Annotated in this window: 20 protein-coding genes; 13 read left to right on the plus strand and 7 right to left on the minus strand. The window is 27.6% G+C overall.

The window, feature by feature from the left end; translation table 11 throughout:
* The first annotated feature begins 5 nt into the window (after positions 1 to 5).
* Genes Tmeso_RS13905 through Tmeso_RS13915 form a run of 3 tightly spaced genes read left to right on the plus strand, consistent with a single transcriptional unit; the run spans position 6 to position 1029 of the window.
* A complete protein-coding gene (locus Tmeso_RS13905; protein ID WP_099192244.1) occupies positions 6 to 260 on the plus strand; it encodes a hemolysin XhlA family protein in 255 nt (84 codons plus the stop codon).
* Positions 261 to 275: 15 nt separating this feature from the next.
* Positions 276 to 476, plus strand: a complete 201-nt coding sequence (locus Tmeso_RS13910) for a phage holin family protein (RefSeq protein WP_099192246.1) — start codon at positions 276 to 278, stop codon at positions 474 to 476.
* Complete coding sequence (locus tag Tmeso_RS13915) at positions 469 to 1029, plus strand: peptidoglycan recognition protein family protein (RefSeq protein WP_099192248.1); 561 nt, start codon at positions 469 to 471, stop codon at positions 1027 to 1029. The genes Tmeso_RS13910 and Tmeso_RS13915 overlap by 8 nt, the downstream gene beginning before the upstream one ends.
* A 104-nt stretch (positions 1030 to 1133) precedes the next feature.
* Here the strand turns inward: Tmeso_RS13915 and Tmeso_RS13920 are convergent, their stop codons facing one another.
* The 3 genes from Tmeso_RS13920 to Tmeso_RS13930 all read right to left on the minus strand — a co-directional run bounded on the left by Tmeso_RS13920 (position 1134) and on the right by Tmeso_RS13930 (position 2921).
* Complete coding sequence (locus tag Tmeso_RS13920) at positions 1134 to 1571, minus strand: hypothetical protein (protein ID WP_099192250.1); 438 nt, start codon at positions 1569 to 1571, stop codon at positions 1134 to 1136.
* A 119-nt stretch (positions 1572 to 1690) separates the two neighbouring features.
* Positions 1691 to 1969 (minus strand): hypothetical protein, encoded by a 279-nt coding sequence (locus Tmeso_RS13925; RefSeq protein WP_099192252.1) that lies wholly within the window; start codon positions 1967 to 1969, stop codon positions 1691 to 1693.
* Positions 1962 to 2921: a ParM/StbA family protein gene (locus Tmeso_RS13930; protein WP_099192254.1), complete on the minus strand. Its 960-nt coding sequence runs from the start codon at positions 2919 to 2921 to the stop codon at positions 1962 to 1964. The genes Tmeso_RS13925 and Tmeso_RS13930 overlap by 8 nt, the downstream gene beginning before the upstream one ends.
* A gap of 468 nt (positions 2922 to 3389) precedes the next feature.
* Here Tmeso_RS13930 and Tmeso_RS13935 point away from each other — a divergent pair, with 468 nt between their 5' ends.
* Genes Tmeso_RS13935 through Tmeso_RS13945 form a run of 3 tightly spaced genes read left to right on the plus strand, consistent with a single transcriptional unit; the run spans position 3390 to position 5702 of the window.
* Positions 3390 to 4691, plus strand: a complete 1302-nt coding sequence (locus tag Tmeso_RS13935) for an FtsK/SpoIIIE domain-containing protein (protein ID WP_187296377.1) — start codon at positions 3390 to 3392, stop codon at positions 4689 to 4691.
* 10 nt (positions 4692 to 4701) lie between these two features.
* On the plus strand, positions 4702 to 5274 hold the full coding sequence (locus Tmeso_RS13940; RefSeq protein WP_099192258.1) for a hypothetical protein: 573 nt from the start codon (positions 4702 to 4704) through the stop codon (positions 5272 to 5274).
* A 29-nt stretch (positions 5275 to 5303) separates the two neighbouring features.
* Entirely contained in the window at positions 5304 to 5702 is a 399-nt protein-coding gene (locus Tmeso_RS13945) for an HNH endonuclease signature motif containing protein (protein WP_187296378.1), read from the plus strand.
* A gap of 890 nt (positions 5703 to 6592) precedes the next feature.
* Here the strand turns inward: Tmeso_RS13945 and Tmeso_RS13950 are convergent.
* The 4 genes from Tmeso_RS13950 to Tmeso_RS13965 all read right to left on the minus strand — a co-directional run bounded on the left by Tmeso_RS13950 (position 6593) and on the right by Tmeso_RS13965 (position 8984).
* Positions 6593 to 7168: a hypothetical protein gene (locus Tmeso_RS13950; protein ID WP_099192262.1), complete on the minus strand. Its 576-nt coding sequence runs from the start codon at positions 7166 to 7168 to the stop codon at positions 6593 to 6595.
* 91 nt (positions 7169 to 7259) lie between these two features.
* Positions 7260 to 7628, minus strand: coding sequence for a LexA family protein (locus Tmeso_RS13955; RefSeq protein ID WP_099192264.1), 369 nt, complete (start codon positions 7626 to 7628; stop codon positions 7260 to 7262).
* A 37-nt stretch (positions 7629 to 7665) separates the two neighbouring features.
* Positions 7666 to 7935 carry a helix-turn-helix domain-containing protein gene (locus Tmeso_RS13960; RefSeq protein WP_099192266.1) on the minus strand — a complete coding sequence of 90 codons (270 nt, stop codon included), beginning with the start codon at positions 7933 to 7935 and terminating at the stop codon, positions 7666 to 7668.
* Between the two features lie 662 nt (positions 7936 to 8597).
* On the minus strand, positions 8598 to 8984 hold the full coding sequence (locus Tmeso_RS13965) for a helix-turn-helix domain-containing protein (protein ID WP_099192268.1): 387 nt from the start codon (positions 8982 to 8984) through the stop codon (positions 8598 to 8600).
* A 153-nt stretch (positions 8985 to 9137) separates the two neighbouring features.
* Between Tmeso_RS13965 and Tmeso_RS13970 the strand changes: the two genes are divergently transcribed.
* The 7 genes from Tmeso_RS13970 (at position 9138) to Tmeso_RS16565 (ending at position 12815) form a co-directional block, all read left to right on the plus strand.
* Positions 9138 to 9338, plus strand: a complete 201-nt coding sequence (locus tag Tmeso_RS13970) for a helix-turn-helix transcriptional regulator (RefSeq protein ID WP_099192270.1) — start codon at positions 9138 to 9140, stop codon at positions 9336 to 9338.
* 112 nt (positions 9339 to 9450) lie between these two features.
* Entirely contained in the window at positions 9451 to 9915 is a 465-nt protein-coding gene (locus Tmeso_RS13975; RefSeq protein WP_099192272.1) for a helix-turn-helix domain-containing protein, read from the plus strand.
* A gap of 315 nt (positions 9916 to 10230) precedes the next feature.
* Positions 10231 to 10977, plus strand: coding sequence for a hypothetical protein (locus Tmeso_RS13980; RefSeq protein ID WP_099192274.1), 747 nt, complete (start codon positions 10231 to 10233; stop codon positions 10975 to 10977).
* 11 nt (positions 10978 to 10988) lie between these two features.
* On the plus strand, positions 10989 to 12248 hold the full coding sequence (locus Tmeso_RS13985; RefSeq protein ID WP_099192276.1) for a replicative DNA helicase: 1260 nt from the start codon (positions 10989 to 10991) through the stop codon (positions 12246 to 12248).
* Positions 12249 to 12297: 49 nt separating this feature from the next.
* Positions 12298 to 12513 carry a hypothetical protein gene (locus tag Tmeso_RS13990; protein WP_099192278.1) on the plus strand — a complete coding sequence of 72 codons (216 nt, stop codon included), beginning with the start codon at positions 12298 to 12300 and terminating at the stop codon, positions 12511 to 12513.
* A 1-nt stretch (position 12514) separates the two neighbouring features.
* Positions 12515 to 12682, plus strand: a complete 168-nt coding sequence (locus Tmeso_RS16560; RefSeq protein ID WP_187296379.1) for a hypothetical protein — start codon at positions 12515 to 12517, stop codon at positions 12680 to 12682.
* Positions 12675 to 12815: a hypothetical protein gene (locus Tmeso_RS16565; protein WP_187296380.1), complete on the plus strand. Its 141-nt coding sequence runs from the start codon at positions 12675 to 12677 to the stop codon at positions 12813 to 12815. Before Tmeso_RS16560 ends, Tmeso_RS16565 begins: the two co-directional genes overlap by 8 nt.
* The last annotated feature ends 20 nt before the right edge of the window (positions 12816 to 12835 follow it).

A 12835-nucleotide genomic window follows, 5' to 3' on the forward strand; every position in this document is an offset into this window, starting at 1 on the left:
GTTGAATGACAACAGAATTATGCTTAGAAAAGCATAAAAGTATAGAAGAAAAAATAAAAGAACATGAGAATAGGCTAAATGGACATTCTAAAAGGTTAGACGATTTATCTGAGGATAGTCGAGAATATAAGGTCCAAATAAAAAATTTATGTAAACAGATAGAAGATTTAACAAAAACAATCAAATGGTTTATGGGATTATTGGGAAGCAGCTTTATAGGCTTCTTTTTTTATGCAATTCAGCAAGTAATATTTAAATAAAAAGGAGATGATGTTATGAGTAAAAACATGAAAAAAAGATTGAAAAATCCAATATTCATTATAGCTTTAGTGGGTGTTATTTATCAATTATGTCAAAAGTATGGAGTTAATATAGATGAGAACTTATTAAAAGATATTGTAGATATACTTAGTTATCTATTTATAGGAGTTGGGGTATATTCTACATTCGATAAGGAGGGTGAAACTAATGAATAAAACACATATTGTAATACATCATAGTGCAACAGATACAGGAGATATAGAATCCTTTAGACGATATCATATTTCTAAAGGGTGGCGTGATGTAGGTTATCATTATGTTATTAATAAAGAAGGTTCACTACAAAAAGGAAGAGTTGAAAATGATACTGCTGCTGCTTGTAAAGAAGCTAAGATGAATTACAAAGGTATACATATTTGTCTTACTGGAAACTTTGATAATTATGAACCTAATAACAATCAATTTGCAACATTAATTAAAATAGTAAATGACATAATGAAAAGACATAATATACCTACTAATAATATTAAGAAACATACAGATTATGCTCATTATAAATCTTGTCCTGGCCTTAAATTCCCTTGGACAAGATTTATAAATATTATGAAAGGAGAAATTAAAATGGAAGATAATGATCTAACATCTGCAATAAATAAATTAGTTGAAAAAGGTGTGATTGATAGTCCAAACTATTGGATCAATAATGGTACTTGGAAAAAAGAATATGTAGAACTTCTAATTAAGAAATTTGCGACATATATTAATTAAAACTACATATACTATATACAGACATCTTAGTTTTATCAGTTTACATAAATCAAGGGTACTCAATGCGAGTACCCTTTTATTTTTATTAATATCTTATTCCGAAACTAAAAATCTCTAACTTTTTCTAAGCCTAAATACTCTGAATAACCATTTTCAGGACTTTGTATATAAACACTATCAATACCTTGATACGTAGTAAAATTTTCATAAACCTTCTCACTTTTAAAGAAATATGTATATTCATATTTAATAATAACTTGAATAGTATCTTGTCTTTGAATATCTCCATAATTTTTAGTTATACGAACATATGCATTAAAATCAATGAAATAATTAACTTCTTTAGAATCAGCATTTGCAAAATACCAAGAATCTTCATCTTTAATTCTAAAGTCAACTGAATTAGCATTATATCTTTTAATTAGAAAAGCTTTTATTTTTTCTAAGTATTCTTTATTATCAGTATAACTACGAGCAGGAAAATCCTTTTCTAATTGTTCTTCTACTTTTATTCTTTCTGAAATTTCATCGTATTTATCCATAATTACCCCTCCTGAACTAAAATTTCAATTTACTTCGCATAATATACAGAACAGTCACTTTGATAATGTAATAACAAAAATGACTGTTTTCAAGCTTTTATTTCATATTAGTAAACTTATTATTTTTTTAGGTTTTTTATATTTTTCAGCATATCTTTTTTAGTTTTCACTTCTTCTTTAACTTTTATTTCCTCAGGCTGCACATTATTGGTTGTTAACTTTGTTATTAAACTTTTTATTTCTCCAATATCTTCTTTTTTAAGATCATCTATTTTATCAAATAGTAATTGTTTAGCACATGCTGTAAAACTTAATTCTCTCTTACCTCTATGCTCTTCTATAAATTTATAATATTCGCTATCCTCATTTATTTCTAACAATATCTTTTTTTTACTCATCTATATCATCTCCAAAATATTGTACTCCTACAGCTTGAAATATATCCGCATTTTTATATTCATCACCTTCTATAGTTACAGAATCTTTTTCAGAATGCTTAGGGAATATTTCTCTTATATGTTCCATTTTTATTAGCTTAGTTCCTCCACCCCTTAATGCTATATGATTTACAGTTCTCATTTTTATACCTTTGCTCTCTATCTCATTTATTAACTCTTCAAAATGTTTTATAATGCCTTTCTTAATTGCTTCTTTGCTATCCGCATCATGTGGTAGTCCATTCACTATTATATTGTCCGTTATATCTTCTATCTCAAAGTGCTCATTGTATATAGCTTCTAATTCTTCAGCTATTTTGTTTTTTAGAGTTACAATACCTTTTTCAGAGTGCTTCATATATTCTTGCATCATATCTCCATTTTCAATTAGATTTATGTTTGTATTTCTATATCCTAAATCTAATAATAGTGTTCTTGGAATTGATTCATAGTCAACTGAATAATTTTCAGGAAGAATAAAAATATTATCTTTATCTATAGTAAATTTCTTTTCAATATCATTTATCTTAATAGATATCTCATTCGCTATAAGTAAAGCTTTTAGATCTTCTTCATTTTTAGAAGTATAATGCTCATTCGGAAGCCCTGTAACTAATCTAATATTTGCATTATCTATCTTTAACATATCCAAAACTTTTGCTATTGCTGTGTAAATAGCTATTTTATTACTTTCTATAATTTTGTTTGAAGAATAGTCCTTTAATGTTCTAACCTTATCACCCACGATATATCTTTCATCCGCAAAGTATACTTCAAAAGAATTAGAGTTAGATGGCTTTTTAGTTCTTTCACCTTTCAAAACTAAATTTTCAAACTTAAAAGCTTTAATACCTTCACATATTACTTTTACAGAATTTTTACCAGCATCAATACTCATTATTACATTTTGCATTTAAAATCTCCCCTTAATAATTTTATAGTGTTTACTTAGTTATTGCTTAGTAGTATATAAACATAATATCATTTTATTAATTAGAGTTCAAGACCTATTTAGTATTTTTATAGTATTTACTTAGTTATTACTTATTATTTGCTTAGTTCGTTATTTTAATTATTATTTTTATATTAAACAAATATAATCCAATCCCTTTAATTTCTATATAGAGTTAAATCTCTATTTAATATCATAAAAACTTTTTAGGACAATGTAAGTTATACAAGCTATCTAGCATAACAATAACTATACGTCAAAACTATTCGTTAAGAGTGTTCGTTAGAGCGAACTATGTATATGGCTTATATACTACTAACGAATAGTCTGAGGGCGAATCATTAAGCACTACCGAAGCAGAAGAAGATGAAGAGGAAAGAGATAGATGAGATAGGCAAGTTTGTATAAGTATAAGGGGGTATGTACATTATGAGTAATAATAATCTTTTAGAATTAGGAGCATTAACAGCTAGTACAGGAGTTATAACAACAGCTTTTGTATCTACACTAGCCATACCTATATTAGTTCCAGCTAGTCTTATAAGTTTAGGTGTAGGAGCTATCGCTATGCATTTTACAGATAATAATATTAATTGGGATAAATTTTTTAAATCTGTAGAACTAAAAAACAAGTTAGACCAATATCCTTTATTCCAAGAATCTAAAGAAACAAAAAACGGTTTAATATATAGATTTGCACTACCATTAGGAATTAATGTAAATGACTTTATAAAACAAAAAGATAATATCGAAGCTATGCTTAATAACAAAGTAAATATAACTTACAACAATAAATGTATCTTTATAGAAATTGTATCTGTTGCACTAAAAGATAAATATGACTTTGAAATTATAAATAATAAAAAAATAAACTTAGGCTATGCTCTTGGAGAAGATCTTGTGTCTATAGATTTAGATTCTACAGAGTGTCACACTTTAATCAGTGGTATTACTGGAAGTGGTAAATCTGTATGTCTTAATACTATAATTACTCAATTATCTCTACAGAATAAAGAATTGTGGCTAAGTGATCTAAAAGGTGGGGTAGAACTTAAAAAGTTTGCTAAACTAAATAATTGTAAATATTTCTGTAAGAGTGAAGAAGAAACAACAGAAATGTTATTCAAAATTCAAGAAATAGTTAATACTAGATACAATTTGCTATTTGAAAGTGATTGTAATGATTATAAAGAATATAACAAGAAATATAACAATAAAATGTATCCGCTAGTTGTTGTAATAGAAGAATATGTTGCCCTTATGGATAACAAGGTTACAAATACACTTCTTATAAAACTTTTAGCACTGGCCAGAGCTTGTAATGTTAAATTTATTCTTACAATACAAAGACCTTGCTCCAAATCCCTAGACAGCCGAATTAAAGCTAATATTCCTAATATAATAGCTTTTAAAACTCAAAATAATGTTAATAGTAGATTAATATTAGATCATGATAAAGCAGCTTATTTGAAAGGCAGAGGGCATGGTATAGTTAGACATAATAATCAAGAATTAGAATTTCAAGGATTCTTTATTACAGATAATCAAATAAAGAAACTACTTAAAGATAAATTTATTAAAAAATCAAATAACATAACAAAGAAAATAGATAGTAAGAAAAATAAAATAATAACTCTTAATCCTCCTAAAGAAAATGATAATTCAAAAACTGATACAGAAAAAACAGGTCCAGGTATAGTAAAGGATTTAGACTTTTTAGATAAGTTGTAGGAGGTGCAGAATGTATCAAATTACTAAGAGAGATCAGTTAATGCTAGACTTTTTAAAAGAAGTTAAAATTGCTAAAACTTTTACACTGTCAGATATGTTTTATCCTTCTTTGAGAGTTGCTCAACGTAGGTTAAAGACTTTATATGATAATAAAGTTATAAAACGATATAGAGAATATGTGGGCCAAGAATATATATATTATATAGATAGAAAACCAAATCAAACAAAACACAGTTTATTACTTACAGACTTTATAAGAGAGTTAAATAAAATTAATAATATTGAGATAATAAAAGTTAAAAAAGAACTAACATTAAGCAATGTAAGAGCAGATGGATTTGTAGCTTTTAAATATAATGAAAATACTTATATAGCTTGTATTGAGATAGAAATAAGTAATAATAAATTCAATACAAAAAAATATGAAGAGCTATATCTAAGTCAAGACTACAAAAAATATTTACCTACATTTCCCATAATATTAGGAATAACTAATAAAAAAATAGAATCTAGTAAATATTTTGATGTACTTAAAATTAAAACAGATTTTAGTAATATGAATGATTTATTAAGTAAGTTATAGTCAATACTATGTACCAAAGAGGTGGTAAAATGGCTAGAGGATTCGGAACTTTTTTAACTGGAGTTACTAAAATCGCTATAAAACAACATAAGAAGAATCAAAAAAATAAACCTAAAATTAAAGATTCTACTGAAGTAACAGATCATAATATAACTTTAGAAGAATTTAATCAAAAGTATAAAGAATTTTTAGATGCAGCTAAAAAAATCGACTATAAATTATATTTACAATCAGAGCATTGGAAATATTTTAGAGATAGAGTTTTAAAGAATCATAAGGCTTGTACTAGATGTGGAATTAAAGGTGCTAATCTACAATTACATCATAAATCTTTCGGGTATGGGCAGAAGGGCCGAGAAAACTTTGATAGCATAGAAGTAGTATGTAAGAATTGCCATCAATCAAAACATAATAAAGTATTTAATTGAAATAAGATGCCACTATAGGCATCTTTTATTTTGATTTAAATTTATTTAGATTGACATTTTTGTTAAATAGTTTTAGAATTAGAATTAAGAAGTTACAAAAAATTAAATAAGCTCAGCTACTTCAAAGGACGGCAATCCTAAGAAGTTGCACGATTGGTTACTCGAACTAACCAAACGCACAGAGAAAAATCTCAACTGAACTATTTATTAAGTATAGTATACAATCTAAGCTTAATTTATTCAAGTATTTTTAAGAAATTTTGTGCGGATGTAATATATTTACATATAACGAACGTTAGCGAGTAATATTGCTAACGTTTTTTTGTGCATTCAATCAAGGTTTTTTGAAGCATTTCGGTTAACCTTTATTAAAACCGAAATAGGAGCAGGTATCTCCAACGTTAATGAAAACACTACCCCTATAGTATGGACAAGCCTTCTACTGTCCTCTATTTGTAGGTGAGAGCAACCATTAATGGCTCGGGTGGTACTATGTAGTCTTTAGGGACTAGGGTACACAAACAAACCGTAAGGAGCATATAAGGGCATGGTTTTATATGTGAAAAGTTTGTGTATAGTGAAAACTACTAATTTGTAGAAGGCAAATGAAACGACTGAATGACTGATGGGCATACATTTGACAAGTTAGCTTCTATACACGATTAAGACAGTTGTTTTCTTCGTGTATAGGGGCTAACTCTGTCCATTCACTCCCTCATTCCCTCTAAGCATCTATTAAAAACCTTTCATAGTCAATACTTATTCCAAATTAAATTATAAAAATGGTAAAGAGTTATTACCTTAAAAGAATAATTAATGCAATTAAAAAAAAGAGTAGAAATCTTCTACTCTTTTAATGCTGTTAATGAATAAATTAGATACATATTTTACTAAAAAGTTATTCCTACTTCCAAAAGTTTTGCTTGCGCATTATTAATAGAATCAGTTCCCTGCATATATAATTGAGTAGCTTGATTTATTTTATCAACATCCATATTGTCTACTCCTTCACCGAATATATCCATAGCTTTATCGTATTTGCTAAAAGCATCTACAACATCGGTATGTACATTCTCCATTTTTGATGGTGGAGCAATGTCCTTAATTTGTGTGTAACAATTTTTTATAATACCCATATTCATAGCCATATTTAAAATAAAATCTTGATCCATTAGAAGTGAAGGATTTTCTCCCATTTGAGTACAACATTTACTGAAATTATCATTTGCCTCTACAAACTCACTTATTACTTCATTAACACTTGCCGCATATTCACTTACTTCATTTGAATTTGAATTTGTATTAATATTATTATTTGATGATTCATTAATTGGAGTTTTAGCACTAACCTCTTCTGCTTGTATAGGCTCATTATTAACCTGTTCCATATCTCTTCCAGAAGTAATAGCGCCTAAAAAGCATAAAACTACAAATCCAATAACTATCCATTTGATATTCTTTTTCACTCAAAATACCCCTTTCTTATGTATATTCAATACAATTATAACATTTTTTACCTCTAAATAGTAAAAAAGACTATCTCAAGATAGTCTTAAATCAATATAATTGCTTTTTAACTTTGTTTATTATATTTTCAAACTCTTTCAAAAATGTAAAATTATTTTCTTTCAAACAAAACTTAGCAGCTAAAAGTATTTTATGGTCTAAATTTATAAAATCAGAACTTTTTTGAGTATTTTTTTCTAATCCTAATAATTTCAAAGCTTTCTCTGTTAGAATAAGAGTTCTTGGAAGGGTAGGCTCTTGACATAGATAACCTTCTTTTTTTAGTTTTTGAATATGAGAATGCACTGTAGAAGGAGATTTCAAACCAACTAACTCACAAAGATCTCTAACAGTAGGAGAGTATTCATTTTTTTGCATATACTTGTACATTTCATATAATATCTGAGTTTTTGAATCCAAATGTCACACCTCTTTTATGTATTTACTCATAATTATATCATGATAATTTAATTCTATTTGCTATTCTTTTCATTATATCTTTTTCATTGTCTAATATAATAAAATCACTTCTACACATTAAAAAATCTATAGAAATATCTAATTTATCGGCAATATGACGTAGTGTTTGTATATTCATGCATCTTCTGCCTGTTTCATACTCTTCGTATCTTCTTACATTTATTCCGAAAAAATCAGAAAATATTTTTCTATCTAATTTTAAAGATTCACGTATAAATTTCAACTTTATTCCTGTTAATTTTGGCAATTTCGACACCCCTTGACAAATATTATATAACATAGTTTCGGCAGAATGCCGTGGTAATATATTCTAATTAGCGGATATAAATATTTGCATTTAGCAATAATCTATTATTCATAATTATGTTTAAAATATTCTAATTACTAGACTATATTTAAATTAAATTTATGCAATATAAATTTGATATTCATAAAAAAATATTGAATTTATATAAAAAAATAACGGCAGAGTGCCGAAATAAAAATAACTTTAAACCCAGTAATTGCAATATATTGACATGTTTTAAACGAAGATATATAATACAGGCAAGTAGTCAAAAAGACCTATTCAGAAAGGGAAGTGGACAGTATGCTTAGAAAAAAATATACAACAATTGAATACAATTATTGTGCAATTACACTTAGTTGATGTATAATTATTAATATACCGTTTATCGAACACTTATCGAACACTTTTGTTGATAAGTTGCAAATAATGTGGATGAAATGTGGATAAGATGTGGGTAATTTACAAATGTATTATAGGGAGGCAGAGGGAATATGAAAGAAAAATTAAAAAAACTAGAAAAAGTAATTAATAGTATAACTTTAGAAGAAAAAAATATTTTTATAAAAAAAATAATAGATTTAAATATAGAGGAATTGAAAAAAAGTAGCTAATAATTTTAGCTACTTTTCTTTGATTTTATTTATTAATTCTGCTGCTTCTAAAATTTTATCTAAAATTTTATCTAAAGAATCACCTTTTAAATCTACACCTTTATTTTTCATACCTGCTACAAAATCTTCTACAAACTCATATGCTCCATTCACATTATCGTCTATATAATCAAGTCTGGTTAATAAATTTCTTAAAGAAATGTCTGTTGCATCTGCAACTTTTTGCAAAGTATCAATAGTTGGGAAAATTGGTTTGCTACTTCTAGGATCAACTCCTTTTTGTAACTTATCTATATATGTGTGGCTTAAACCACACTTTTGAGAAAATTCTCTTAAAGTTAAATTGTGTTTCTCTCTATATTCTTTTATGTATAATCCAAGTTTATTTTCATTCATATTCAAACAACTCCTTCGTTTCAATTGTATACTAAAGTTTACAAAAATTAAATAATGTTTTTGAAAAAATATTGTAAATTATAGTTGACAAGCTTATGTAAAACATAGTATTATTAAGATGTAAACTTTGGTTTACTGAGAGGAGGAATATATTTGCATAACAACATAAGACAAATTAGAAATAAAGCAAATTTATCACAACAAAAATTAGCTGATAGCGTTGGAATATCAAGACCATATTTATCTGATATTGAAAGAGGTAAAAAAAAACCTAGCGTGGAAATAGCAGCTAAAATATGTAATACACTAAAATCAAAATTTGAAAAAGTTTTTCCAAATAACAGTAAACTATAATATACAACATATATAAATTATAGCATTTATAACTTTGAAATGTTATGGGAAAACATGGTATACAAATCAGTTAACCTTAGTTAAATTATAACTTGTATGGAGGAATTTGGTAATGAACTTTGATAACACAAATATTTATAAAAAAGCACGTGAAATTGCAGGTCTTACACAAGAAAGTGTAATAGAACTGCTGAAAGATGAAATTTCACTTCGAACTTTACAATACTATGAAAGTGGAGAGAGGATTCCTAGTTCTACAAGAGTAAAGCAACTAGTTAAACTCTATAATGCAGAATGGCTGGGATACATGCATTTGCAACAAAACGATGATTTAGGAAAAATAGTTCTTCCTAGTATCGATTTAAATACTCTAAGTCTCAGCGTACTTAATTTTCAAAAAGAGTATACAGACATAGATGACATAAAAAAACGAATGGTAGAAATTGCCTGCGATAATAAAATAGATGAACATGAAGAAGAAGAATGGAATGATGTAAAAAAAGAAATAAATGAGCTAATATCTGCTGCATTTTCACTATATTTAATAAAAAGTAAGAATTTAGACGGTAGGGGTTAGCTTTAAATAGTGTTTTCACGTGATTGCCGACTGAAAATAATACTTTTAGGGTGAATTTAGGACAAACTTACACTACAAGGGAAAAGAGGTCTTAAAATGCAATTTAGTGGCTTGTTCCATAAGAAACAAAAAAATAAAAAAGCTTCCAGGTGGGCTGGAAACTTAAAGTTAAAAGCTTTTAAAATTTAATTATGTATTAATTATATCACAGATTAGGAGTAACGGATGAAAAAATATATAGGAATAAGATTCATTTTAGTAATAATAGCAGTAGTTGCAATAATGACATTTAAATAAAGTGAGGTGGGGGAGAAAATGAAATATACAATACATGGTTTTAGTCAACAAAGACTTATAGATCTTGGATTAGATATTACAGATACTTTAATATTAAGGTATTTTGTAGATTTTAAAGATAGCGGAAATATGAAAAAAGAAATGTTTGATGGAGAATTTTATTATTGGGTTCGATATGAAAAATTAATGGAAGAACTTCCGATACTAAAACTCACTAAAGTAGACAGCATATATAGAAGATTTAAAAAGTTAGCTAAAGCTGAAGTTTTAAATCATAGAACTAAAAAAAATAACGGAGTTTATTCTTTTTATAAATTAGGAATTAATTATTATAGTTTAATTTCAAACGGAAATAACAAGTCGGATTTGAATCCGAATGATACGGATATAAATCCTAAGCCATACGGATTCAAATCCCGAACAAAAAATTCTTCTACTAAAGATTCTTCTACTAATATAAAACATATGTGTGTTTACTCTGATGAGTTCGAAGAATTTTGGAAGATATACCCTAGAAGAAAAGAAAAGAAAAAAGCATTTAAGGCATGGAACACTCTTCTAAAAGATAAAGTTGATAAGGTTAATATAAAAGACTTGATGAAAGCAGTTGAAAACTACTCTAAAGATTGTAAGGGGAAAGAAGAAAGATATATAAAACATGCTGCTACATTCCTTGGACCTAATAGACCTTTTGAAGATTACTTGCATAGTATGGAGCATAAGCAAGAATTTAAAAGTGCAAGTCCAGCACATAGGGAACTATAGGAGGGTTGGATATGAAGAATATTGATTTAGAACAAACTACATTAGGTTGCTTTTTATTAGATGCAGCTGCTGTAGAAGAAATAGAGTTGCTTGATGAAGAAGATTTTACACTTGAAATACATAAACAAATTTTAAAAGCAGCTAAAGAACTTAAAACAGAAGATACAGCGGTAGACATTAACACTTTATACAGCAAAATACCTAAGATGGATATATCGTATATAACAGGACTTGTTACATGTGTTTCATCACCTAAAAACTATACAAGCTATGTGAAAGAGTTAAAGAAAGTAACTAGACAGAGAAAATTAATCCAACTAGCTAGAAAAATAGAAGATGATCCATCAAGAGAAAATTTAATAGACGAAGTTGAATTAGATATTTACAATCTCAGAGAAAGCTCAGGAGTAAAACAAATACATGACAGCAAAGAGTTAATGTTTAAGGTTTTAGATGAAATAGAAGAACGTGGAAGGATTGAAGGTATAAAAGGTTTGGACACAGGTTTTGAAAAGGTTAATGAAGTTTTAGATGGATTACAACCAGGATATGTATTGATAGGCGGTAGACCTGGTATGGGGAAAACTTCAATTGCCCTAGATATGGCAAGACATACAGCTATAAGAGAAAAATCAAATGTAGCAATATTCAGTTTGGAAATGACTAAGGAGCAAATATTAAAAAGAATGTTAATACAAGAAACATTGATACCAAGCGAAAAAATATACAAAGGCAAACTAAATTCAGACGAATGGGCTAAAGTACATGAAGCTGCAAATGTAATATATAACTCAAATATTCACATTACAGATGATGTATATACAATTACAGAAATAAGATCAAAATGTTTGAAATTAAAAAGAACAAAAGGCTTAGACCTTGTAATAATAGATTACCTTCAATTGGTACAAGATGGAGAAGGAAACACAGAAAATGAACAGTTGGCAAGTATATCAAAAAGAATAATGCAACTATGGAAGAAGTTAGAATGTCCAGTAATAGCAATAGCACAATTAAGTCGTTCATGTGAAGCCAGAGCAGATAAAAGACCTTTAATGTCAGATTTCAGAGGTTCTGGACAGTTAGAACAAGATACTAATTTAGCAATTTTAATGTATAGAGACGAATATTATAACGCAGATAGTAAAGAAAAAGGTATTGCAGAAGCTATTATAGCTAAAAATCGTTTTGGACCAACTGGAACTATAAAAGTTGGATTCTTAAATGAAATGACAAGGTTCTTAGATTTGAAAAAAATGGCATGGAGATAACAAATAGCTTCGCATAAGTAAGCATAAGCGAATAGGGGGAGTAAATCAAATGATTAGAGATATTTATACTGGTATTCCTTGTTGGGAGATAGAAGAGGAATATGCCAAAAGAATTAAAAGTTTTGTAAGTGAAAGTCTTGTAACTTATAAACTATCAAGTGAAGAACTTGAAAAATATAGAAACATGAAAATAGAAAAAGAACCTAAACCATCTATGCTTGGAATGATGTCTATGAGAAGAAAAAAAATAAAAGTAGGGGCTTAATATGATAACTAAAGCTAAACTGAAAAAAATAAGACAAGATGTAAGATTAGGACTTACTACAGAAGAATTATCTAAAAAGCATAATATAAGTTATTGCTCGGCAAGAAATTATAGAACTAACTATCGTAAAGCTTTAAAAAAACAAAAGGAGATGGGGTTGTATGCATAGAGTAACAATTCAAGATATATCGATAGAAGCTGAAAAGGTAAGAGAAAAACTTGGGTGTGGGATACAAGAAAGTATAGATATAGCACTAGAACTTTTGAATGTTAAAGATTTAAAAAAAATAATAATTTTGTAAAAAAAGGTGGGGATTATATG

The sequence above is a fragment of the Tepidibacter mesophilus genome, from assembly GCF_002724055.1.
GTDB classification, from domain to species: domain Bacteria; phylum Bacillota; class Clostridia; order Peptostreptococcales; family Peptostreptococcaceae; genus Tepidibacter_A; species Tepidibacter_A mesophilus.

What these genes read in the sequence shown, in the direction of transcription:
- Tmeso_RS13905 (WP_099192244.1), top strand. Translation starts at nt 6, where the DNA reads ATGACAACAGAATTATGCTTAGAAAAGCATAAAAGTATAGAAGAAAAA.
- Tmeso_RS13910 (WP_099192246.1), top strand. Translation starts at nt 276, where the DNA reads ATGAGTAAAAACATGAAAAAAAGATTGAAAAATCCAATATTCATTATA.
- Tmeso_RS13915 (WP_099192248.1), top strand. Translation starts at nt 469, where the DNA reads ATGAATAAAACACATATTGTAATACATCATAGTGCAACAGATACAGGA.
- Tmeso_RS13920 (WP_099192250.1), bottom strand. Translation starts at nt 1,571, where the DNA reads ATGGATAAATACGATGAAATTTCAGAAAGAATAAAAGTAGAAGAACAA.
- Tmeso_RS13925 (WP_099192252.1), bottom strand. Translation starts at nt 1,969, where the DNA reads ATGAGTAAAAAAAAGATATTGTTAGAAATAAATGAGGATAGCGAATAT.
- Tmeso_RS13930 (WP_099192254.1), bottom strand. Translation starts at nt 2,921, where the DNA reads ATGCAAAATGTAATAATGAGTATTGATGCTGGTAAAAATTCTGTAAAA.
- Tmeso_RS13935 (WP_187296377.1), top strand. Translation starts at nt 3,390, where the DNA reads ATGAGTAATAATAATCTTTTAGAATTAGGAGCATTAACAGCTAGTACA.
- Tmeso_RS13940 (WP_099192258.1), top strand. Translation starts at nt 4,702, where the DNA reads ATGTATCAAATTACTAAGAGAGATCAGTTAATGCTAGACTTTTTAAAA.
- Tmeso_RS13945 (WP_187296378.1), top strand. Translation starts at nt 5,304, where the DNA reads ATGGCTAGAGGATTCGGAACTTTTTTAACTGGAGTTACTAAAATCGCT.
- Tmeso_RS13965 (WP_099192268.1), bottom strand. Translation starts at nt 8,984, where the DNA reads ATGAATGAAAATAAACTTGGATTATACATAAAAGAATATAGAGAGAAA.
- Tmeso_RS13975 (WP_099192272.1), top strand. Translation starts at nt 9,451, where the DNA reads ATGAACTTTGATAACACAAATATTTATAAAAAAGCACGTGAAATTGCA.
- Tmeso_RS13980 (WP_099192274.1), top strand. Translation starts at nt 10,231, where the DNA reads ATGAAATATACAATACATGGTTTTAGTCAACAAAGACTTATAGATCTT.
- Tmeso_RS13985 (WP_099192276.1), top strand. Translation starts at nt 10,989, where the DNA reads ATGAAGAATATTGATTTAGAACAAACTACATTAGGTTGCTTTTTATTA.
- Tmeso_RS13990 (WP_099192278.1), top strand. Translation starts at nt 12,298, where the DNA reads ATGATTAGAGATATTTATACTGGTATTCCTTGTTGGGAGATAGAAGAG.
- Tmeso_RS16560 (WP_187296379.1), top strand. Translation starts at nt 12,515, where the DNA reads ATGATAACTAAAGCTAAACTGAAAAAAATAAGACAAGATGTAAGATTA.
- Tmeso_RS16565 (WP_187296380.1), top strand. Translation starts at nt 12,675, where the DNA reads ATGCATAGAGTAACAATTCAAGATATATCGATAGAAGCTGAAAAGGTA.